General features: G+C 69.1%; 17 protein-coding genes and 2 pseudogenes. 12 read left to right on the top strand and 7 right to left on the bottom strand.

From position 1 onward, the window contains the following. Positions 1–248: 248 nt before the first annotated feature. Positions 249–1,178, bottom strand: coding sequence for an AraC family transcriptional regulator (locus ACHFIV_RS15575; RefSeq protein WP_398968460.1), 930 nt, complete (start codon positions 1,176–1,178; stop codon positions 249–251). Positions 1,179–1,288: 110 nt separating this feature from the next. On the opposite strand from ACHFIV_RS15575, the gene ACHFIV_RS15570 reads away from it, so the two are divergent. From ACHFIV_RS15570 to ACHFIV_RS15555, 4 genes are all read left to right on the top strand, one after another. Beyond that, a complete protein-coding gene (locus ACHFIV_RS15570) occupies positions 1,289–1,969 on the top strand; it encodes an NAD(P)H oxidoreductase (protein WP_398968457.1) in 681 nt (226 codons plus the stop codon). 278 nt (positions 1,970–2,247) lie between these two features. After that, a complete protein-coding gene (locus tag ACHFIV_RS15565; protein WP_398968454.1) occupies positions 2,248–2,784 on the top strand; it encodes an RICIN domain-containing protein in 537 nt (178 codons plus the stop codon). Positions 2,785–3,279: 495 nt separating this feature from the next. Beyond that, complete coding sequence (locus ACHFIV_RS15560; protein WP_398968451.1) at positions 3,280–3,918, top strand: LysE family translocator; 639 nt, start codon at positions 3,280–3,282, stop codon at positions 3,916–3,918. 214 nt (positions 3,919–4,132) lie between these two features. After that, on the top strand, positions 4,133–4,333 hold the full coding sequence (locus ACHFIV_RS15555) for a hypothetical protein (protein ID WP_398968449.1): 201 nt from the start codon (positions 4,133–4,135) through the stop codon (positions 4,331–4,333). Positions 4,334–4,912: 579 nt separating this feature from the next. On the opposite strand, the gene ACHFIV_RS15550 is transcribed toward ACHFIV_RS15555, so the two are convergent. Further along, positions 4,913–5,431, bottom strand: coding sequence for a hypothetical protein (locus tag ACHFIV_RS15550; protein ID WP_398968446.1), 519 nt, complete (start codon positions 5,429–5,431; stop codon positions 4,913–4,915). A 605-nt stretch (positions 5,432–6,036) separates the two neighbouring features. On the opposite strand from ACHFIV_RS15550, the gene ACHFIV_RS15545 reads away from it, so the two are divergent. The 4 genes from ACHFIV_RS15545 (at position 6,037) to ACHFIV_RS15530 (ending at position 10,532) form a co-directional block, all read left to right on the top strand. After that, the gene (locus ACHFIV_RS15545) at positions 6,037–6,504 is read left to right on the top strand and encodes a hypothetical protein (protein ID WP_398968444.1); all 468 of its coding nucleotides are present in this window, start codon (positions 6,037–6,039) and stop codon (positions 6,502–6,504) included. Positions 6,505–6,966: 462 nt separating this feature from the next. Next, the gene (locus ACHFIV_RS15540; RefSeq protein ID WP_398968443.1) at positions 6,967–9,279 is read left to right on the top strand and encodes a molybdopterin-dependent oxidoreductase; all 2,313 of its coding nucleotides are present in this window, start codon (positions 6,967–6,969) and stop codon (positions 9,277–9,279) included. 135 nt (positions 9,280–9,414) lie between these two features. Then, positions 9,415–9,966: an EF-hand domain-containing protein gene (locus ACHFIV_RS15535; RefSeq protein ID WP_398968441.1), complete on the top strand. Its 552-nt coding sequence runs from the start codon at positions 9,415–9,417 to the stop codon at positions 9,964–9,966. Between the two features lie 47 nt (positions 9,967–10,013). Continuing rightward, on the top strand, positions 10,014–10,532 hold the full coding sequence (locus ACHFIV_RS15530) for a hypothetical protein (protein WP_398968438.1): 519 nt from the start codon (positions 10,014–10,016) through the stop codon (positions 10,530–10,532). A 323-nt stretch (positions 10,533–10,855) separates the two neighbouring features. On the opposite strand, the gene ACHFIV_RS15525 is transcribed toward ACHFIV_RS15530, so the two are convergent. Together ACHFIV_RS15525 and ACHFIV_RS15520 are read right to left on the bottom strand one after the other, a co-directional pair. Further along, positions 10,856–12,346, bottom strand: coding sequence for a carboxylesterase/lipase family protein (locus ACHFIV_RS15525; RefSeq protein ID WP_398968436.1), 1,491 nt, complete (start codon positions 12,344–12,346; stop codon positions 10,856–10,858). Positions 12,347–12,368: 22 nt separating this feature from the next. Further along, entirely contained in the window at positions 12,369–13,283 is a 915-nt protein-coding gene (locus ACHFIV_RS15520) for an MBL fold metallo-hydrolase (protein WP_398968434.1), read from the bottom strand. Positions 13,284–13,465: 182 nt separating this feature from the next. Between ACHFIV_RS15520 and ACHFIV_RS15515 the strand changes: the two genes are divergently transcribed. Next, complete coding sequence (locus ACHFIV_RS15515) at positions 13,466–16,267, top strand: helix-turn-helix transcriptional regulator (RefSeq protein ID WP_398968431.1); 2,802 nt, start codon at positions 13,466–13,468, stop codon at positions 16,265–16,267. 282 nt (positions 16,268–16,549) lie between these two features. On the opposite strand, the gene ACHFIV_RS15510 is transcribed toward ACHFIV_RS15515, so the two are convergent. Continuing rightward, entirely contained in the window at positions 16,550–17,464 is a 915-nt protein-coding gene (locus ACHFIV_RS15510; protein WP_398968428.1) for a YceI family protein, read from the bottom strand. Between the two features lie 307 nt (positions 17,465–17,771). Between ACHFIV_RS15510 and ACHFIV_RS33205 the strand changes: the two are divergent. Further along, positions 17,772–17,891: pseudogene (locus ACHFIV_RS33205) on the top strand (IS701 family transposase); the annotation flags it as partial. Between the two features lie 146 nt (positions 17,892–18,037). Continuing rightward, positions 18,038–18,223: pseudogene (locus ACHFIV_RS15505) on the top strand (hypothetical protein); the annotation flags it as partial. 22 nt (positions 18,224–18,245) lie between these two features. On the opposite strand, the gene ACHFIV_RS15500 reads toward ACHFIV_RS15505, so the two are convergent. Both ACHFIV_RS15500 and ACHFIV_RS15495 read right to left on the bottom strand, forming a co-directional pair. Next, positions 18,246–18,659, bottom strand: coding sequence for a DUF6086 family protein (locus ACHFIV_RS15500; RefSeq protein WP_398968426.1), 414 nt, complete (start codon positions 18,657–18,659; stop codon positions 18,246–18,248). 158 nt (positions 18,660–18,817) lie between these two features. After that, on the bottom strand, positions 18,818–19,510 hold the full coding sequence (locus tag ACHFIV_RS15495; protein WP_398969690.1) for a vWA domain-containing protein: 693 nt from the start codon (positions 19,508–19,510) through the stop codon (positions 18,818–18,820). Positions 19,511–20,035: 525 nt separating this feature from the next. Here ACHFIV_RS15495 and ACHFIV_RS15490 point away from each other — a divergent pair. Next, the gene (locus tag ACHFIV_RS15490; protein ID WP_398968423.1) at positions 20,036–20,965 is read left to right on the top strand and encodes a hypothetical protein; all 930 of its coding nucleotides are present in this window, start codon (positions 20,036–20,038) and stop codon (positions 20,963–20,965) included. The last annotated feature ends 27 nt before the right edge of the window (positions 20,966–20,992 follow it).

The raw sequence follows: 20,992 nt of genomic DNA, 5'->3' as shown, positions 1-20,992 counted from the left end.
CAGCCACCTGGGCACCGTGCCGGCAACGGCGTGCGTCCTGACCGCGCGTCACCGGGTCTCGGGAGATGAGAGACAGGGGAAGCGCCCGCTACGGGCGTGTCATTTCGTCTGCAGCCTCACGACGACGGCATCCCCGGGAGGGGCTGTCCAGGGCCGCGCGCCGGTGATCCAGCCGTTCGCGGCCCGGCGGGAGGAGGGCGCCCCCTGCGGCAGAGGGTGACCGTGCCTACGCGGCAGCGTGCCGTGACTCATGCCGCCGTGGTGCGGAAGGTGCTGGGGCTGAGGCCCTTGTGACGTTTGAAGGCGGCGCTGAAGCCGAAGGCGTCGGCGTAGCCGACGCTCTTGGCGATCTGGGCGATGGTGAGATCGGTGTCGGCCAGGAGTGCCTCGGCGTCGTCCATGCGGCACTCGGTGAGGTAGGCGAGGGGCGGGCGGCCCATCAGCTCGCTGAAGCGCCTGGCGAACAGTGCCCGTGAGACGCCGGCTTGAGCGGCCAGAGACGCGACCGTCCAGCTCTCGGCGGGCCGCCCGTGGAAGGCGTGCAGGGCGGGGGAGAGGACCGGGTCGGCGAGGCCGCGGTACCAGTCGGGCGCATCGGCGCCCGCCCGGTCGAACCAGGTGCGCAGCGTGCAGACGAGAGCCCAGTCGAGAAGCCGGTCCATCAGCGCCTGCGAACCGGCGGAGAGCCGGGCGGCGTCGGCGGCGGAGTTCTCCAGCCAGGCGCAGACCTCGGCGTCCTCGGCGACGACCAGGACGGGAGGCAGTGCGCGCAGGAGCCGTTCGTGGCGGTGCCCCGAGGCTCGGTAGGCGCCCACGATCAGCGCGGTCGCTCTCTCCGGGCCGGTGCCCCAGTGGATGCCGTCGAGTTCCTGCCCCGTGCACACGGCGTCCGCGGCGAAGCAGTGGATCTCGTAGGCGGTGTGGGGGCGGCCCACGGTGGCAGGCTCGTCCGCGAGTCGGAACCGTGCGGGGCCCCGGACGATGGCCGTGTCGCCCGCGGCGATCGCCCGCTCGGTACCGTCGGACAGCAGCAGTGTGCCGCCCCCGCGCAACACGCTGACCATGGTGAGCGGAGCGGCGTCGGCGAAGGTGATACTCCAGGGCGCCGTCAGGACGGCATGGCTGACGACCGAGCCCTCGGCCCGGATGCCGCTCAGAAGTGAACTCAGGGGATCCACAAGGCAATCGTAGACGATCTCCTATGTGCTGGAGAGTTTCTCCCATGGATCATCTACGGTGCCGCGGTTGTACTGGAGTCACTGCACAGACCGAGCCTTCAGGAGACACCGTGCCGCAGCTCAGCAGTGACACCAGGACAGCCCTCGTGGTCGTCGCGCACCATCGCAGCGATTCCCTCACCGCCCACACCGCACGCCGCGCGGCTGCCCAGCTCGAGACCGCCGGATACCGCGTCGATCTGCTCGACCTGCACGCCGAGGGGTTCGACCCGCGGATGAACGTGGAGGACCAGCCGGACTGGGGCGACCGGGAGAAGCCGTACGCGGACGAGACGCAGGCCCACATGCGGCGGATACTCGACGCCGATGTCGTCGTCGCAGTCTTCCCGGTGTACTGGCAGAGCGTGCCGGCCGTCCTCAAGGGCTGGATCGACCGCGTATGGAACTACGGGTTCGCCTACGGGCGCAGCAAGCCCCGGCTGGCGGGCAAGCGCATGCTGTGGCTGGCCCTGGCCGGCGCCACCACCGACGACCCCTTCGCGGAGTCGATGCAGTCCGTCCTCGAGACGAACCTCAGCGACGGCATCGCCTACTACTGCGGCTTCTCCCGTTCCACCGTCGGACTGCTCCTGGACGCGGAGGAGCGATCGCAGAGCATCGACGCCGAGGGCAATCTGCTGGTCGGCGAAGCGGTCGCCGGCGCCGAGCGGGAGGCGCAGTACACAGAATTCGACCGTCGGGCACGGAAGTACGTGGAGGAGTTCCTCGCGGACGGAGCCGTCGTGGCCTGACGGCACAGCTGCCCGGTGACGACTGCCGCAGTGCCGGCCCACGGTAGTTGGATGCGGCGCATGTGCGGCCCGGTGACGATGTCGAGGGAAATGGCGAGTTCGGGGCCGGCGAGGGTGCCTCGTCGAAGAGGCCCACTCAACGATCGCTTCCGCGCAGTCGAGAGCTCCCGAGCCGGACACCCGGCCCGGCTCCCTGCGGGCGGATGACCTGGCTCGATCGGGTGATCTTTTCCAGAAGGAACGGTTCGGCACACAACCGGTCCGTCAAGATCATCTTTATGAGTATCCGACGCTGGGCCGCTGCAGCGGCCGCCGTTCTCTCCGCCGCTGTTCTGACCGGACCCGCTCAGGCAGCACCCACCGCCGCCCCCGTCCCCTCGGGTCCTGTCGTCATCACCAACGACGCCCATACCAACTATCTGGTCCCCGACGACACGGTCGGCAACGCCGGCACCTTCCTGCAGGTCTACTACCGGCAGGACCATCCCTTCCCGCGCACATTCCAGTTCGACCAGGTGAACGGTCGTCCCGGAGTCTTCCACTGGAAGAGCGCCCGTACCGGCAACTGCGCCGACGCCAGGACAGGCGAGGCAGGGGCCTCGGTGTACCTGGCCGCGTGCACGACGAACAAATCCCAGTGGTGGATCCTCAGGTCCACCGACGAGAACCCCGCACGCTGGGTCCTGTCACCCTTCCTGAACGAGGACCTCGCCGTCACAGGCTTGTACGGGGACGACAACTACGCACCGCTTCGCGAACTGCCCCACCCCGATTCAGCAACCACCTCACAGATGTGGCACTTCACCCGGCAGTAAGCACGCCCGGCTTCGGCGCTGCCCTCTTCCGGAACTCCGGTCGACTCGCGTCCGACGGACCGGGCCCCGGGTCACCAAGAATTCCGGGGTCCGGTCAGGGCGTAGGAGGTCGGTCAGTGGCTGACCGGGGGATCGTCCTCGGCTTCCCCGGTCCGTGCCGAGTTCCGCGAAGGCAGGGGCGAACCGGGCGGCGTCCGACCGGTCCCTCCTCGACGCGGCGATCGAAGCCCGCACATCCTGCTTCACGACCACCGGCCGGCCCCACCCGTTGCGTGAGCGCCGCCTGTGCGGACAGCGGCCCTGAGGTGTCCGGATGCGACAGTGCGTCGATGACCGCGCCGTTGTTCCATACCTTCCGCCGGAGGTTCGCCATGTGCCGCCCGACAAGCAGCACTGCCACGCCCTCGCTCTCTCCCTGGCCGGGTCTGTCCGGATCGTGAGGCGGGTCGAGAAACAGCTGGAAGAGAGAACCCACCCCGTGCTTGCATGAGCTTCATGGTGTCTACCGACCGCTTGCTCGCTTTCGCCGCCATGTCGTTTCTGCTGATCGTCATCCCCGGCCCCAGCGTGCTCTTCGTGGTCGGACGGGCGCTGGCGCAGGGGCGCCGTGCCGCACTGACCACGGTCGTCGGCAACACGCTCGGCTCCTACGTGCTCATCGTGGCCGTCGGCTTGGGCATCGGGTCCGTCGTGGAACGCTCGGTTCTCGTCTTCACGGTGCTCAAGCTGGCGGGGGCGGCCTACCTGGTGTACCTCGGGGTCAAGGCCTGGCGGGAGCGTGGTTCCCTGCACGCCTCGTTCACCGATGGCGGGACGGCGCACGGCGGCCTGCGCACGTTCTGGGAGGGGTTCGCCGTGGGTGTGTCGAACCCCAAGACCATCGTCTTCTTCGCGGCCGTGCTGCCGCAGTTCGTCGACCGCAGTCAGGGACATGTCGCGATGCAAATGCTCGTGCTCGGTCTGGTCTTCAACGCCATCGCGGCCGCTTCGGACAGCGTGTGGGGCCTTGTCGCAGGTACCGCGCGGAACTGGTTCGGCGGCTCGCCTCGCCGACTCTCCCTGGTCGGTGGGATCGGTGGGCTGACGATGATCGGCCTCGGCGTCACCGTGGCCGCGACCGGGCGCAAGGACTGACACCACCTGAGGTGTCCGGGGCCGCGCACAGGCACTGTTCGCGGCCGCCGCCGCGCCGGGTGATGTCTACACGGCCACATCGGTCAGTTCGATCGGTACGGCCAGCACTCAGGTTGTCGCCCTGTCACTTCCTGCGGGGACCTACACCCTCACCGGTTCCGCCCACGTGGTCTACTCGGACAAGGCGAGCTGTTACGTCACGGCGGGGCCCTCGATGGCGACGCCCCGAGGCAGCGGCTACAACGAGGCGTCGCTGAGCGCCACGGGACTGGTGACCCTGACCAAGACGGACAAGGTCCAGCTGATGTGCAGGAGCGAAAAGGTGCTGCCTGTGCCGCAGGGGCCGGCCGCCAACGGGACCCTGACAGCCACCAGGGCCGGCTCCGTACAGAACCAGGGAACAAGGGCCCAGTAGCCGGCCCTCGCCTCGGGGCGGCTGCGTCGTCGGGACAACGCTGCGGCCCTGGTGTCGGGCTCCTTCAAGCCGGTCCGCCGTGAAGCAGGGGCCGTCCCATGGATCGCGCCACACAGACGTGTCAGACGACGCGATCTGGCGCCCGACGGTGACCTTGACGTGGCTCCGGTCCCGGCGGGGTGCTCGAACAGTCCCCGATGTCCGCAAGCTGATGGACAGGCCCCGCCGGGCCACCCGCGACATCGGGGACGGTGCGGTCCCGGATGACGTATGCGGCGACACGGATTCTGGGCCGGGTCATGCCGGCATGGTCAGTCGTCTGCCCCGTTCATGGTCGCCGGGGAGGCTTCTCTCCGGTTTCGGTGCGCAGACGAGTGGCGCTGCGGTGGGACACCGGTCTCCCACAGGTTGCCTGGGAGGCTGACCGGGCTCCATCGGTTGTCCGGGCGGACGGCCAGGGAAGAGCCGCCTCTGTGATCGGCGTAGGGCAGGTGCCGAAACGCTCAGTAAGCCGCACAGGGGCCGCGGGATGCGGCGCAGGGGCCTGGGCAGGCGATTGCGTGGCTCGGTCAGGTCCTCTCAGCTGAAGTACAAGGCCGCCTTCTCCAGTACGTGCTTGGTAAACAGGCCGCCTATGGGGACCTGGCCCCTGTACATCGTGACGCGCGCTCCGTCCGGCCAGGTCTCGACCGTGAGGGGCCGGCCGATCAATGTCGCGCCGACGACCCGGGCGTCCTGGGCGGCCCACTGAGCCGCCTCGGGCTGTACACGCGAGCTGATCAGCGCGGGGAGCACCATGGCCGCGTTGCGGGCTCCCGGTATGCCTTTGCGCAGGCTCTTGGCATAGCTCATGGACCACCCGGTGAAGTCCGCCAGGGTGACTAAGTCGATCTCGGGCACGGCTGCCGCGAAGACGAACACCTCGGTCTTCGTCCCGAACCAGCGGGCCTTTCGGTCGGCGCGGTGGCCGATCACCGCCGGACGGTCCTTCCACTGCGGCGAGTTCACCGTGCAGCCGTCACGGGTCAGCCGTTCCTGGAGCGCCGTCAGGTATGCGGCCGCCGCGTCCGCGGTCGGTCCGGTTGCGTTCGGATTCATGCGTGCATGCTCCAGCACTCATGCCGCGCAAGGGAAGAGGGGCTGTGAAGCACACTCTCAGGAGATCGTCCTCGCTGGCTTGAGCGCTGCCTGGTCCTTTCAGGATGAGCTCGCTGAGGAGAGGGGCCGTGGCGGGGTCGGCGGCAGTCTTGTGCGGGTATCAGATGATTTCGTGCCTGCTTATATGTGGGATCGTGTGGCCCTGTTGCTTCCTCGCCTTCGCCGGTATCCGGGGCGCCTGGCGGTGGCTGCGGGACTGGACCGAGGCCGGAGTCCGGCCAGGAGAGGTGAACTCCTGCCAAGTAGGCGCTGTAGTAACCCCGTTCACTCGTCAGCCCTGCGGGGTAGGCAGGATCAGCCCCGGGAGTGATGCGTACGCACCCTGCCGAATGCGACCTTTCGGGGGACGGGCCGACACCGGCCCGCGAACGGAAGGTACGGGGATGTATCAGGCCAAGTCGCCGACACACGGTACCGGGACAGCCCCCGCGCCGGCGCCCGGACCGCGGCGCGGGGATGCCATGCGGCGCGGGTGGCGGGCGGCTCATGAGCCCGCCGAGGGAGCGCCCCCATGGGCGCGGCGGGTCGCATACGCTGTGCCGCTCGTGGTGCTCCCGTCCGGGATCTGGCGACTGGGTGTGCTGTTCACCGCCGACAAACGTGGCGGCATGCTCCCGGAGTGGGCGATGAACAGCTATGTGGTCTGCCTGACCCTGGTGTCCGAACTCCTCGCGTTCATGGCTGTCGGCCTGGTCGCGCGCTGGGGGGAGGTGTTCCCGCGCTGGGCACCGCGGTTGCGCGGCCGCCGGGTGCCCACTGCCGCCGTGGTGGTCCCCGGCGCGGTCGGGGCAACGGTCCTCACGCTGGCGTTCACGGTCGCCGCAGTCGCCTCTGAGATCACCAACACCAAGATCAACGGCGAACCGCTGCCGGGGGACTTCCCGAGCGAGGTCGGCGGATGGGGCACGTACTACTACTACCTCTCGTACGCTCCGCTGGTCCTGTGGGGGCCGATGCTCGCCGTACTGACCTACGCGTATTGGCGACGTCGTCGAGCAGCGACGACCGGCTGACCCGGTCGCGCATATCTCGCAGCGCGTCGTCGGACAACGCCATCATGGACGGTGGGGCGGCGATGGATAGCCAGGAGCGCGGTTCGTACATGCAACCGTCCCGATACGCGTTCGCTGCCCGACGAACGCACTCCGGCCAGGGCTGTGTGCTGTTGCGCGCTACGGCGTGATTCGATGGTGCGTTGTTCTCGGTCCGAGGCCGGTTGCCCGTGCCTGCGGGCCTCGACGGTGGCCGTGGCAGTCCTGCTGTGTCGGACGGCGGTCAGGTCGCGTTCGGCAGAGAGGCGCTCCGGCCTCGGGTTGCATGGCGGCGGTGGGAGTCGTGCGCACCGTCAGGGTTGGGCAACATCCGCCAAGGGGAGCCTGTGTGCGGGCCGCTGACTGACGCGGGACCCCTGTGGTGCAGCGGAGCGGCCATTGTGCGAGAGCCCGAAGAGGCTTCAGGGATGGAGTTGATGCGCGATGGAACGACGCATACCGGTGGCGACGCACTGGGGCAGTTTCGTCGCCGTGGTCGACTCGGGGCAGCTGGTACGCATCGAGCCCCGGGGCGACGACCCCGCGCCGTCGCCGATCGGCCCGGGCATGGTGACGGCTGCTGAGGACAGGGCGCGTGTGCTGCGTCCCGCGGTGCGTAGAGGGTGGCTCAGAGGCTTGCCGCGCGTCGATGAAACGGCCAGAGGCGCAGACGCCTTCGTGGAGGTCGGCTGGGACGAAGCGCTCACGCTGGTGAGCGAGGAATTGGAGCGAGTGCGCGCACAGCACGGGGACGGCGCGGTGTTCGGCGGTTCGTACGGCTGGGCGAGTGCGGGCGGGTTCCACAACGCGCAGGCACAGCTCCAGCGGTTCCTGGCGTTGGGCGGGGGCTACACCGACTCACGCAACACGTACAGCACCGCCGCTCTTGAGGTCGTCCTTCCGCATGTGATCGGCGGAGCTCCGTGGAGCTACCAGTCCCGGATGCCGATGTGGGACGAGATCGCCGAGAACTGTGAGCTCGTGGTGGCGTTCGGAGGGCTGGCTCTGAAGAACAGCCAGATCAACCCTGGCGGGCTGGCCCGGCACCGGACGCGGGACCTGCAGCGGAATTGCCGTCAGGCCGGAGTGCGGTTCGTCAACGTCAGCCCCATCCGCAGTGACACCGCCGACTTCCTCGATGCCGAGTGGCTGTCGGTCGTGCCCAACACCGACACCGCCCTGATGCTCGGCATCGCGTACACGATGCTGGTCAACGACTGGCACGACGAGGACTTCCTCGCCCGCTGCTGCGAGGGGTTCGACCGCTTCGCCTCCTACCTGACCGGCGACGTGGACGGCGTGGTCAAGGACGCCGACTGGGCCGCGAGGATCACGGGTATCAGCCGCGACGCGATCCTCGATCTCGCCCTCCGCCTGTGCACACAGCGTTCCCTCATCATGGTCAACTACGCCATACAGCGGGCGGACCACGGTGAGCAGCCGATCTGGATGTCGGTCGTGCTGGCGGCCATGGCGGGTTCGCTGGGCCGACGCGGCTGCGGCTGGGGCGCGGGCTACGCGACGATGGACGCGACCGGTGTGGCCCCGGGCCGCCCGTCTGTGGCGTCGATGCCGCGGGTCGCGAACCCCGTCGCGGACTTCATTCCGGTCGCCCGGATCGCCGACACCCTGCTGGACCCGGGCGCGACGATCGACTACGACGGTCGGCTCCTGACCCTGCCGGATCTACGCCTGATCTACTGGTGCGGAGGAAACCCGTTCCACCACCACCAGGACCTTCACCGCCTTACCCGAGCCTGGCAGCGCCCTGAGACGGTGGTGGTCCACGAGGCCTGGTGGAACACCACGGCCAAGTTCGCCGACATCGTGCTTCCCGTCGCGACCAGCCTGGAACGTGACGACTTCGCCGCGGGGTTCTCCGACCCCCACCTCGTCGCGATGCCGAAGGTCCGCGAGCCGGCCGGCGAGGGACGCACCGACCACCAGATCTTCGCCGCTTTGGCTGCCCGGCTCGGTTTTGAGCGCGATTTCACCCAGGGGCGAAGTGAGATCGAATGGGTCCGGCATCTCTACGCCCGAACCAGGGCGGACCTCGGCGACGACGCGGCCCTGCCAGACTTCGACGACTTCTGGGAACGCGCCTCCGGTGTCGCACTGCCGGCACTCAGCGGGCCGTTTCCTGGCAGCTTCGAAGCGCTGCGCTCCGATCCGCAGCGCTTCCCCCTGACGACGCCGTCGGGCCGGATCGAGATCTTCTCCGAGGAGATCGACTCGTTCGGTTACGACGACTGCACCGGACATCCGAAATGGTTCGAACCCGAGGAGTGGCTTCACGCCGACCTGGCGGACCGCTTCCCCCTGCACCTGATCTCGAATCAGCCTGCCTCACGCCTGCACAGCCAGTACGACAACGGTGGCCACAGCCTCAAGTCAAAGATCCGGGGCCGCGAGCCCGTAACGATCAACCCGCAAGATGCGGCATCGCGCGGCATCGGGAACGGCATGATCGTGCGCGTCTTCAACGACCGAGGCAGCTGCCTGGCGGGCGCGATCCTGTCGGACGCCGTCATGGCCGGCGTCATCCAGCTTTCCACCGGAGCATGGTGGGACCCGGCTCAGCCGGGCCTGAGCGGAACCTTGGACCGCCACGGCAACCCCAACACCCTTACCGGGGACCGCGGGTGCTCGCGACTGTCCCAGGGACCCAGTGCGCACAGTGCTCTCGTCGACGTCGAGGTCTACGACGGACCGGTCGAGGACGTACTCGCCTTCATGCCACCACACCTCGAACACTGAAACGAAGCCAACGCGGCAACGGCCGAGTTAGACGTGCTCAGCCTCGTCGGGCGTCCGGTCGGCAGGTCTGACCGGACGCCTGGCCCCCACTGCGGCGTTTGCTTCACCGTGACTGCGTGAATACGTTACGTATTCATGACTGCACTTCAAGATCTCAAGTACGGCCAGTGGTTCAGGGGCGCCGATGTCGACGGGGACGGGTTCATCACCCAGCACGACGTCCGCAAGATGAGCGAGCGCTACATCAGCGCCCGCGAGACCACCCCTGATGCCGAGACCGTCCGCCGGCTCACCGCGGGAATGGACCAGTTCTGGTCGAACGTCATCGCCCCGATGGACCAGGACGGTGACGGAAAGGTCGACGTGCGGGAGATGACCGAAGGCTTCAAAAGTGTCCTGACCGACCGCGCGTTCTACCCGCAGCAGATCGCGCCGGTCACCAACTGCTTCTTCGACCTCGTCGACCTCAACGGAGACGGCAAGATCGACGAGGCCGAGTTCCAGCAGATGTTCGACTCGGTCGCCGCCGTCCCCGGCGAGGACTGCGCCGCCGTTTTCGCCGCTCTGGACCTCGATGGTTCCGGCGGGCTGGACCGTGACGAGTTCCACCGGGCACTCGAGGAGTTCTTCTACGGAAAGGACCCCGAGGCCCCCGCCAACCACATCTTCGGCAAGGTCACCGCCTGACAGTTGCCGCTTCGCGTATCGCCTTTTTCTCGCCTACGGTCGCCTTCATGAACAGCAACGGCGTAGTGGTGGACGATGCGGTCCGTGCGGCGTGGGACACCTACCGTGTCCTGGAGAAGCGGACGCCCGCCAAGGAGCGCCAGCAGGCGCAACAGCGGGTGAAGGCCGTGATGGACTCCGTCGGTCGCGAAGAGGTCTCACGGGGCACGGTGTTCCTGGTGGGGGTGCTGACCGGGTATTTGATCGCTGAGCCGCCCGGGGGCGGGGAGCGGCTCGATCCGCTCAGCGACCTCATCCCTGCCGTGATCCGTCGGCTGCCCTCCTTCGAGATGGCCGATCCGGAGCAGGTGCCGATGGTGACCGGAGTCCTCATGGCCGCCGCGATGGGTATGGACACCGTGGCCTGGCGCGACCGGTTCGGGACGATCCCACCGGAGGAGGCCATGGTCCACGGCTTCGTCCTGTGGCTGCTCGCGGACCTCTTCGACTCCCTGGCCGACAAGCCGGGAACCATCGACCAGCTGATGCGCGGGACCTTCGAGACCATGGGCGCCTCGGAGGACTGACGCAGCACGGACGGGCGGTCGGCGTGGCTTTGGTGGGCCGGGTTCATCGAGCAGTCCTTGGGCTGCTCACCCGCGACTCCGTCGGTACGGTCTCAATTGCTCAAGGTGGAGGAGCGGGCGTGCGACCCCCGCCTGAAGCAGCGGTCGGACCCAGTGTGGGCGCATGAGAATACTGGGCCGGACGGTTTTGCTACCAGTGGCCGGCCTTGTGGGACAGCCTGGCCCACCGCCCTGAATTCCACGTAGCTGAACCACGCCCGTACCGACGGTTCCGGTCATGGCTCTCCTCGAAGCGGGGGCGCAGGCTCGAGAAGCACCAGCGGTCAGCTCCATACCTGACGTTCGCGGCGGTGGGGATCGCGGACCTGGGTCCAGTCGGCGTCGATGCGCATGGTGGTCCTGCGCTCACTGTCGTAGGGGTCCCAGCCGGGGTCGCCGGTCCTGGCGAAGCGGACCCAGGCCCCGTGCACGCGGGTGGGGAGATCTGCGGGGGGCTGCGCGGGGCCGAGCAGAGCGGCGGGGCCGTTCAGGGCGGCGAGACGGGTGAGATCGAAGACGAAGGGCAGTTCGACCGCGTGGGTGGCGCCGAGCTGTCCGTCTAGGGCCTGGGAGCGCCAGGCGAACTCGTAGGCGTAGGTGGTGGACCGGGAATGGGCGGCGTGGGCGCCCGCCAGGGCCCGGCTGCCCGCGCCGAACAGCGCGTCGCCCATGAGGGCCGAACGCAGCTCCCCTTCGGATGCCTCGGGGCGTGTCGTGCGGTAGGTCGTGACCAGCCGGGTCGGGTGGGGGTGCGAACGGACCGCCACGTCGTCGATGTCGGCGGCGGTCGTGGTGCCGAACTTTCCCACCGGAACCAGGTAGAGATGCCCCTCCTCGGAGTTGGTCCCCACGAGCAGATCGACGTCGGCACCGAGGCCGGCGGCGACGGACGTGGCGGGCTGAGTCTCGAGGACCAGGCTGAAAGGGCTGAGGCCGATCAGTGGATCGAAGTGTGTCTCGGTCCGCAGGTCGATGCCCGCGAGCCCGGAGGCCACCTCGACCAGACGCTCGTCGGAGACCTCCGCGAAGGCGTCGACGTAGGGGGCGATGCCGAGAGCCTCCGCCGCCGCGTGTGTGACACGGGCGGCCTGCTCAGGGGAGAACGCCCCCAGGCCGCTGCCGCTCTGGACGATGGCCCGGCGGAAGAGGCCCTGGGCGGCGGGGGTGGCGAGGACGCCGCCGACGATGGTCGCTCCGGCCGACTGGCCGAAGAGTGTGACCTGGTGAGGATCGCCGCCGAAGGCAGCGATGTTGTCCCGTACCCAGTGCAGCGCGGCGACGACGTCGAGCAGTCCGCGGTTGGCGGGCGCGCCGGGGATGTCCAGGAACCCGGCGATGCCGAGCCGGTAGTTGAGGGTGACGAGGACGACGCCGTCACGGGCGAAGGCGGAGCCGTCGTACATCGCGGACCGGGTCGATCCGGCGACGAATCCGCCACCGTGGACGAACACCATCACGGGCAGGTCACCGCTCGCGGTGGACGGTGCGTAGACGTTGACGGTCAGGTAGTCCTCGCCCCGGCTCCAGCCGGCGCCGAAGTAGGGGGCCATGTCCACGCTGCCGAGCTTCCGCTCGGACTGCGGCGCGTTGGGTCCCGGTACCGTGGCGTCCCGGACGCCGTCCCACGGCTCGTGCGGCCGCGGCGACGCGAACCGGCCGGCGCCGACGGGCGGCGCTGCGTAGGGAATACCGAGGAAGGTGCGGGCGTCGGCCCCGCGCAGGCCGCGGACAACACCCTGGGTCGTGGTGACGAGGGGCTCGGGACGGTGGTTCACAGTGATCTCCTCCTTGCGGTTCTCAGGCCTGCCCGGAATACGGGGCGAAGGGGGCCCAGCCCTTGACGGCGAATGAGTCGCCCTCGCGGATGACCTCGGCGGCTCCGTGACCGCCCAGGTGTGCGGGGATGACGAGCGCGTTGTTGTCGGCGGCCCAGCCCAGTACCTTCCGGCGGGTGACGCGGGCGCCCGCCGGGTCCTCGCAGAAGCAGCTGTTGGTGTCCGGTTCGAGGATCTGGACCGGGTTGTGCAGCATGTCGCCGACGAAGACCGCGCGGTCCGTCCCGGACGTCAGCGTCAGCACGGAGGAGCCGGGGGTGTGTCCGGGAGCGGCGTCCAGCCGGAGGCTGCCGTCGATGCGGTGGCCGTGTTCCCACAACTGGGTCAGACCGGCCTGGTGCACCGGCGCCACGCTGTCCTCGAAGACATTCTGGTTGCCGCGGCCGAGCAGCGGCTCGTGGCCGTTCGCCGGGTTCCAGTAGTCGAAGTCGTCCTTCGGCATCAGGTAGGTGGCGTTGGGGAAGGTGGGCACCCAGGTCCGGTCGTCGAGGTACGTGTTCCAGCCGACGTGATCGATGTGCAGATGTGTGTTGATCACGATGTCCACGTCCTCGGGCGTGACGCCGGCCCGGGCGAGGTTGCTCAGGAAGTCCGTCTTCAGATGGCTCCAGACCGGCGCGTAGGGGCGTTCCTTGTGGTTGCCCACGCCCGTGTCCACGAGGATGGTCCTGCCGTCGCTGCGGAGCAGCCAGGTCTGGATGGCCGAGTTGACGACGTTGTTCCGCGCGTCCAGGAAGTGTGGGTCCAGCCATGACGTGTTCTGGTCCCACACCTCTTTCGGACTCTCCGGGAAGAAGGTGTCGGGCGTCATGCCGACGGGGCCGAAGTATTCCCATATCCGTGTGATGTCGACATTCCCGAGTGTGATGTGGTTCATGGGAGATCCTTGGGTAGGGAAGGGCGTTCCCCCAGACCGTAGGAACGGTCCGGGCCCGAGCGGTATCCGTCACGTGACTGCACCGGTGCGTACGGCTCGGGCACGGGAACCGGACGCTTGTAACCTGGGACAGGCAAGTGAAAAGGCTCGTGGCCCGGAGAGCCACGATTTCTGGAGAGCCCGTGGACGAGCAGACAGCCGGCTCCGGTGGCGGCGTCGGGCCGGAAGCGGACCAGGACGTGGCGTTCGTCGGCCGCGGCACGGAGTTGTCACGCCTCTTGCGTGCCGTGGACCCGGCGTCGGACGAACCGGTGGTGGTGCTGGTCGGCGATACGGGTGTCGGGAAGACCGCGCTGCTCGGCCGCGTGGTGCGCCGGGCCGAGGCGCGAGGTGTGCGGGTGCTGCGCGCCGAGGGCAGTGAGTCTGAGTCGGACCTGGTGTTCTCGGCTCTGCACCAGTTGCTGAGGCGGGCTCACGCCGAGGTGGACAGGCTGCCGGAGCGGCAGAGTACGGCCCTGCGCAGCGCCTTCGGCACGGGACCGGCCGTCTCCGGACCCACAGGCGCACCCGATCCGATGCTCATCGGACTCGCCGTGCTGAGCGTGCTCTCGGCCCTGGGCGACGCCAGGCCCTTGTTGGTGGTGCTCGACGACGCGCAGTGGTTCGACCGCGCGTCCCTGGACGCGCTGTCCTTTGCCGCCAGGCGGCTGGAAGGCGAGCCCGTCACGATGGTGGTCACGGCCCGCGACCGGGACCGCCTCCCGGGATTCGACCGCCGTACGCCGGTGATTGCCCTGGAACCGCTGGACGGCGAAGCGGCGAACCACCTGCTGGATCTGCAGCCGGCGTCCCCCACAGGCCTCATGAGGACACGGATTCTCGACCAGGCGGGTGGCAATCCGCTGGCGCTCGTGGAACTGGCGCGGGCGGCTGCCGCGCGGACCCCGGGCGTCGGATCTCCGTTCACGGGGCCCCTTCCGCTGCCCGATCATCTGGAGCGGATCTTCGCCGCTCGGCTGGCCGGTCTTCCCGCCGCCGCGAGGCGGGCTCTGGTGGTGTTGGCCGCGATGGACGGGATCGACGCGGGAATCGCGTTCCCGGCCGGCCCGCCGGACGCGGGCGACGACCTCTGGCTGCCCGCCGAGCGGGCCGGGCTGGTCCGGCGGACCGGCCAAGGCCTCCGGTTCCGCCACCCGCTGGTCCGTTCCGCCGTCTACCACGCCGCTTCGGCGGGCGAGCGGCAGGAGGCGCACGCCGCGCTGGCCGAGTTGGTGCGGGACGAGCCGGACCGGCGTGCCTGGCACCGTGCCGCCGCCTGTTCCGGCCCGGACGCGGCGGTGTCGGCGGAGCTGGAGCGGACCGCCGACCGGGCCCGCCGCCGCAGCGGCCACGCGGCGGCGGCCCATGCCCTCCAGCGTGCGGCGGACCTCGCCCCCCGGCGCGCGGACAGCGCCCGGCTGCTGGTCGGAGCAGCCGGGGCGGCCGTGCCCACCGGGGACCTCGCCTGGGTCGAAGAACTCACCGCTGCCGCCCGTGCCCTCACGGACGACCCGGCACTGCTGGCGTCCGCCGACGTCCAGGCCGGCCGGCTGGCGGTACTGACGGTCCGCCATACCGTGGTCTTCTCGCGGCTGGTCCAGGCCAGCGAGCAGCTGACGGTCTCCCGTCCCGCGGCCGCGCTGGACCTGCTGACCGCCGCCGCCGTGGTGCGCTACTACTCCGGAGCGGACACCCAGCTCCGACGCATCGAGGAGCTCCTGGGGCACCTGGCCGAGGACCCCTCCTCGACGGACATGCGTATCTGGGTGAAGGCCGTGTCGAACCCCTTCGACGACCGCGACCGGCTCGTCTCCCTGCTTCCCCGGTTGGCGGCCGGGGCCGGCCGGCAACCGGAGCGGCTCACTGCCTTCGGCATCATGGCGTGGCTCCTGGACGAGACCCCGCAGGCGGTCCGCGCCTTCGACGAGGCCTTCGACCACTGGGAGTCGCAGGGCCAGCTGCCGGAAGGGCTCGGCGGCGCCGTCGCCTGGGCCTACACGGAACGAGGAAGGTGGGACCAGGCCCGGGCGGCCTGCGCCCGCACCACCGCCGTCGGGCTGACGGCCGGCCTCGACCACGCCGTGGCGTGTGCGGCCGCCGTCGACGCCACCGTGCTGGCCTACCAGGGGGACACCACAGAGGCCCGCAGCCGGGCCGACGAGGCGCTCGCACTCATCGACCCGCTGGAAAGCCGTTCGGTCCTCGTCTACGCCCGGCGCGCCCTCGGCGCCGCGGCCGCCGCCGACGGTGCCTACGAGACCGCGTACGGGCTTCTCCGCTCGGTCTTCACGACCGAGGGGGCGCCCTTGCACTACCACGCCTCCTACCCGGCCCTCGCTGAGCTGGCGGCCGCCGCCGCGCGCTGTGGACGGCGCGACGACGCCGCCGGGGTCGTCGAGCGTGCGGCCCGCACCCTCGCCGACGACGCCTCACCTCGCCTGCGCGCGCTGATCAGCCGGGCCCGCGGCCTGCTGGCCGAACCCGAGGACGCCGAGCCGCACTTCCGGGCCGCCCTGGCCGATCCGGTCCTCGCGCACTGGCCCTTCGAACGCGCCCAGACCCAGCTCGACCTCGCCGAATGGCTGCGCCGCCGCCGACGCATCACGGAGGCGCGGAAGCCGCTCATGGACGCGCTGGAGACCTTCAGCCGCCTGGGCGCCCGCCCGTGGATGGAGCGCACCCGGGCCGAAGCGCGGGCCGCCGGCCTCGACGCCACGGCCACGATCCCCGACGCACTCGCCGAACTCTCCCCGCAACAGCGGCAGATCGTCGGACTCGCCGCCGGCGGGCTGACCAACCGCGAGATCGGCGAGAAGCTCTTCCTCTCCCCCCGCACGGTCGGCTCACACCTGTACCGCAGCTTTCCCAAGCTGGGCATCACCGCCCGTTCCCAGCTCCGCGGCCTCATCGAGGGACCCCTCACAAAGGCCGCTCACCAGGAGTAGACGCACGACCGGTCGCGGAAGGCAGTCACCTGACGCATACCGCCCGCCGTCCGACCTGGCACACACTGACCACGGGTGCGGAAAACGACGACCCGCCGGGCGCTCGTGCATCGCACGCCATGTACCCCCGGGTGCTGGCCAGCCCTGTCCGACCGGCATCCGCCGACAGCGCTGCACGTCGACGGAGCGAGCCCGGAGTCAGTCGTAGTGACTCCGGGCCCTGTCAGGAGGCAGGCGCTCCCGCCACGTGCCCCCGCCGGGGCAGGGCGCCCTCACCGGCCGTCACTCCGGAGGCGTCGGGGTGTCGGGGCCCTGGAACATCGTCTGGACGTCGAGCTCCAGCTGAATCGTGGGCCCCACAATGGCGATGCCGCGGGCGAGCATGTTGCGCCAGTTCAACGTGTAGTCCTCGCGGTGCAGCTCGGCGGTGGCACGGGCCGCACAGCGCAGCTCCTCGCCGTAGCCGCCGTTGACAGCGCCCAGATACTGCGTGTCCAGGGAGACGGAGCGGCTGACCCCGTGCATCGTCAGCCCTCCCTGGACGGTCCAGTTGTTGCCGCCCCGGTAGGTGAAGCGCCTGCTGACGAAATGGAGGTAGGGGTAGTTCTCCACGTCGAGGAAGTCGGCCGACCGCAGATGGTTGTCCCTGGTCTTGTTGCCCGTGGTGATGCTCGAAGCATCGATGCGTATCTCGACCTGGGAGTCCTCGACGGAGGGCGCGATGCGGATACCGCCTTCGAAGGCGGTGAAACGGCCGTGCACATTGGCCATGCCGACGTGCTTGGCGATGAAGCGGATCGCGGTGTGCGGAGGATCGAAGAGCCAGGTGCCGGGGGCCGGGGGCTCGAGCTGCCGGGCAACGTCCAGTTGCACGCGGCCCATCGACAGGGTCTCGCCCTCGGCGATATCGAAAGCCCAGCTGGCCGGCTGCATGCCTTCGGCCGTCATGAGCAGGCGGTAATCACCCGGGGGCAGAGCTGCGACGAACATGCCGAACAGGTCGGTGGTCCCCTTCGCCACTGTCCGGGCCGACTTCTGGGACGTGACCGTGATCTCGGCGCCGCCGAGCGGCTGCCCCATGGGATCGACGACCTCGCAGGTGACGGTTCCTGCCCCGGGCGGCACGGGAAGAGCGAATCTCGCACCACCACCGGAGGCCGCCTTGGATCGCCTGCCGCGAAGGAGAGAGAGGACCATCACATAAACCTTTCGAGCGCGGAAAGTATCAGCATAGAAACCGACCGGAATGGCTCGTTCAACGGCCCCGGGATCCTGCCTCGCCCCGGGCGGCATGCGCCCGCCCACTGCTGCGGCTCCGGCGTCCGGGAGGCCCATCGGACCAGAAGAAGGCGTCCAGCCGGCCGTCCACCTGCCGAGCGGCTTCGTGGCGATCACGGCCGGGGCGGGAGCGCCTCGACGCGCTCGATCACGTCCGCGTCCCGCTGCAGGGGCAGGGGCAGGGCGGATGACACCGAACTCGCCAGGAGAGCATCAGCCCAGCCGGGTGCAACGGCGGTACTCCGGCCCCGCCGGCCGCACGGGGGACTCCCGGATCGGAGTCTTCGCCGCCTACGCCACCACCCGCGGTACCGCTCCTGTCGACCGCGGGCTCTGCCTGTCCAAGCCCCCGTCTTTATCCACTGCCCTGCACGGGACGCCTCGCCGGCCGCGTCCGCTCCGTCGGCAGGATGCTCACCGAGCGCCGGGTCGAGCGGCTTCCGCAGTGGCTTGATGCCGGTCCGGCGAGACAACTGCCCCGGCCTCCACGCGCTCGCCGAAGGCATCGACCGCGACCGGCTGGCCGTCATCGCCGGCCTCACCCGTCCTTGGAGCTCCGGCGTGGTTGAAGGACACGTCAACCGGATCAAGATGCCCGGACGCCAGATGTCCGGCGAGCCGGCCTCGGTCTACGTCGTGTGGCCCGCGGTACACGCAGGGCAACGCTTGCGAGCCTGAGGCGGGTGCTGACGGACGAGCCTCAGCTCGCTATGTGCCGGATGAGCTCGTGCGACTTCTGCTGCAGTGCGGCTGTCCACTCCTTTGCACGGGGATCCGAAGCAGTCTTGAGATAGTGACCCTCGGCGCGCTCGGCCGCTTGCCAGTTCACCTCGATGTTCGCTTTCTCAGCCAAGGCCAGCGCTGTGGCAACGAAGCCTTCGGACAGGGTGGCCATGATGGCGTGCCTGGTTCTGCCATGCCAGGCGAGCAGGGCGTCGACGAAGGCCGCGAATGCGATGGGGTCGATCTGGCACTCGTCAGCTTCCATGGGGCCGATGCCGGATGGCAGACCCACTTCGGCTTGATAGACGGTGACCTGGCTCATGAACAGCCGGGACGCCCCGTTGGACGGGTCCCACAGGGTGTGGTCGCTCAACTTGTAGAACTGGCTCACGTCAACTCCTCGTTCGTTGGTCACAGGGGCGACCTCAAGGGTCAGTAAGCCTCCGACGGGCAGGGAGCCAGACCCCCGTGATGTGAGTGCCGGGCTGTTGGTCCGGGGCTTCTTCATGTCTGCCAGGTCGGTGTGCTCCGGTTGTTGCCGGCCGCGCTCTACTTCAGGATCCGGGCGGTTCGGGCAGCGGTCAGCCAATGAGGGAATTCCTGGAGGAGCTGGTCGTAGAGCTGCGCGTCATCGACAACCTGTGGGGTGCGGCCGGCGTGGAAGAACCCGGCATTGTCGATGACGCGGTGAGCGGGGACGGCGAGAGTGTCGAGTTTACGCAGGAAGGCGAACTCGTTGTCGTCGGGGTCGCCGAAGCCGATGAACTGCCAGAACAGCGGTAGCCGGGCGGCTTTGCAGAGATAGCGCTCGGCGGCGAACTTGCTGGTCGGCCCGCCGTCGGTCTGAAAGATGACCAGAGCGGGGGCGTCGCTGCCGGACGCTGTGTAGTGGTCGATGACCTCGTCCATGGCCCAGTGGTAGTTAGTACGGCCCATATGGCCGAGGTTTTCGTGGAGCTTGTTGACGCGGCCGCGGTGTCGGCCGAGTGCCAGGTCGGTGGATCCGTCGACGTCCGTGGAGAAGAAAACCACCGGGACGATGCCGTCGTCATCGAGATGCGCCGACAGGGACAGCACCTGCTCGGCCAGGTGCTGCATCGTGCCGTCCCGGTAGTAGGGCCGCATCGACCCGGAGCGGTCCAGCACCAGGTACACCGCGGCCCGCGCTCCCTCCAGTCCGTGCACGCGGATACTGCTGCCCGCCGCCTTGTACAGGCTCACCAGCTCAGGAGCCTGCTCCATGACCTTGGACAGGCTGATGGCGGACGCGTTGTTGCTACTGGTCGACACGATCACCTTTCGCTCCCGGTGCGGCCGGGCGTGCACGCTGAACACTGATGCGCCGGTGGCGACCGACGGGACGGCGTTCCGGTGAGGCTCCCGCTGCGCCGCTCTTTGCGCCGCCGGAACGACATGCGTGCGCTGGGGGTGAGTCAACAGCAGCACCAGACCTCAGTCGGCTCGGATCACAGAGCCGGCTCTGCGACGCTTCGGCCCGTTGCCCCACAACTTCCCCCCTCGGCGCGTCGGTTCCTGACGTCAGTGTGTCGGGATGCCCTCGTTCGCTGCAACGGAAGCGACGACGACACACGGGTCCGTCCTCCGCTGAAACGACACCTTCCCATGGCGGTGCACAACTGACAAAGGTTGCTGCACGGATGACACATTCCGAATCCCGCGATGCCCCTAAGGTCCATGGGCAGGGCCAAAGGGAAAGGCTCACCGAAGGCGGCTAGGACGCCGCGTCAGCCGTGAGGAGCGCATCACATGAGGCGGGCATTCCCCCTATCCGTTGCTGCCATGGCGGCTGCCTGCATAGCGGCGGGCTGTGGTGCCGGAACGAATCTCACGACGAACTCGGCAGAACCGTTGAAGGGGGGCGCCGTCACGATTCCGGACAGCGAACTCCGGGACCTTACCGCCCCCGAGGAGATGGAAATCGAGTACGCCGAGTACGCCCTCGTCAAGAAGTGCATGGAGAACGAGGGATTCTCGTACTGGGTGGGACCGGTGGCGGGTGTCGACGCCCGTAAAGCGGGGCGCTACGTCATCGACGACATCGCGTGGGCGGAGAAGTACGGCTACGGCCGGCCCTTCGACGAGGCGGCCGAGAAGGAGCGCAGCGAGCACCCCAACGTCCGGTTCCCGAACGCGCTCCCGAAGAAGGACCGTATCCGCTACAACACGGCTCTCAACGGCGACTACGACGACGTACTGAGCGTGGACCTGCCGGCCGGAGGCGCTGTGGAGACTCCCCGGACGGGCTGCTGGGCCGGAGCCCGCTCCCACCTCTACGGAGACCTCGAGGCCTGGTTCAAGGCGAAGAAGACCGTCACGAGCCTCACGCCGCTCTATGTCCCGCGCATCCTCGCGGACGAGCGGATGAAAAGGACGGTCGGCGCCTGGGCGCACTGTATGAAGGAAGCCGGCCGTCCATTCTCCTCGCCGGACGAGATCCGCGAGAAGCGTGCCACCAGCACCGCGGGAATGAGTTCGCAGGAAGCTCGGGCCTACGAGGTCGAGTTGGCGGTGACCGAAGCCTCGTGCGCCGTGAAGACGGATCTCGGAAAGACCGCACGCCGACTCGAGCGGGAACACCGGTCCGCCCTGCTGAAAAGGTATGCCAAGGAGAATGCCGCATACCAGCGCATGGGGCTGGCCGCCCTCTCCCGAGCCCGGGACATCACCGGCGAGTGACTCACAGGTTTCCGCGGCCCGGCGGTC

The sequence above is a fragment of the Streptomyces sp. ALB3 genome (genome assembly GCF_044385685.1).
In the GTDB taxonomy this organism is placed as follows: Bacteria; Actinomycetota; Actinomycetes; order Streptomycetales; family Streptomycetaceae; genus Streptomyces.
This window is presented reverse-complemented; position numbering and strand designations above follow the sequence as displayed.

What these genes read in the sequence shown, in the direction of transcription:
- ACHFIV_RS15565 (WP_398968454.1), top strand. Translation starts at nt 2,248, where the DNA reads ATGAGTATCCGACGCTGGGCCGCTGCAGCGGCCGCCGTTCTCTCCGCC.
- ACHFIV_RS15560 (WP_398968451.1), top strand. Translation starts at nt 3,280, where the DNA reads ATGGTGTCTACCGACCGCTTGCTCGCTTTCGCCGCCATGTCGTTTCTG.
- ACHFIV_RS15555 (WP_398968449.1), top strand. Translation starts at nt 4,133, where the DNA reads ATGGCGACGCCCCGAGGCAGCGGCTACAACGAGGCGTCGCTGAGCGCC.
- ACHFIV_RS15550 (WP_398968446.1), bottom strand. Translation starts at nt 5,431, where the DNA reads ATGAATCCGAACGCAACCGGACCGACCGCGGACGCGGCGGCCGCATAC.
- ACHFIV_RS15540 (WP_398968443.1), top strand. Translation starts at nt 6,967, where the DNA reads ATGGAACGACGCATACCGGTGGCGACGCACTGGGGCAGTTTCGTCGCC.
- ACHFIV_RS15535 (WP_398968441.1), top strand. Translation starts at nt 9,415, where the DNA reads ATGACTGCACTTCAAGATCTCAAGTACGGCCAGTGGTTCAGGGGCGCC.
- ACHFIV_RS15530 (WP_398968438.1), top strand. Translation starts at nt 10,014, where the DNA reads ATGAACAGCAACGGCGTAGTGGTGGACGATGCGGTCCGTGCGGCGTGG.
- ACHFIV_RS15520 (WP_398968434.1), bottom strand. Translation starts at nt 13,283, where the DNA reads ATGAACCACATCACACTCGGGAATGTCGACATCACACGGATATGGGAA.
- ACHFIV_RS15510 (WP_398968428.1), bottom strand. Translation starts at nt 17,464, where the DNA reads ATGGTCCTCTCTCTCCTTCGCGGCAGGCGATCCAAGGCGGCCTCCGGT.
- ACHFIV_RS15495 (WP_398969690.1), bottom strand. Translation starts at nt 19,510, where the DNA reads ATGGAGCAGGCTCCTGAGCTGGTGAGCCTGTACAAGGCGGCGGGCAGC.
- ACHFIV_RS15490 (WP_398968423.1), top strand. Translation starts at nt 20,036, where the DNA reads ATGAGGCGGGCATTCCCCCTATCCGTTGCTGCCATGGCGGCTGCCTGC.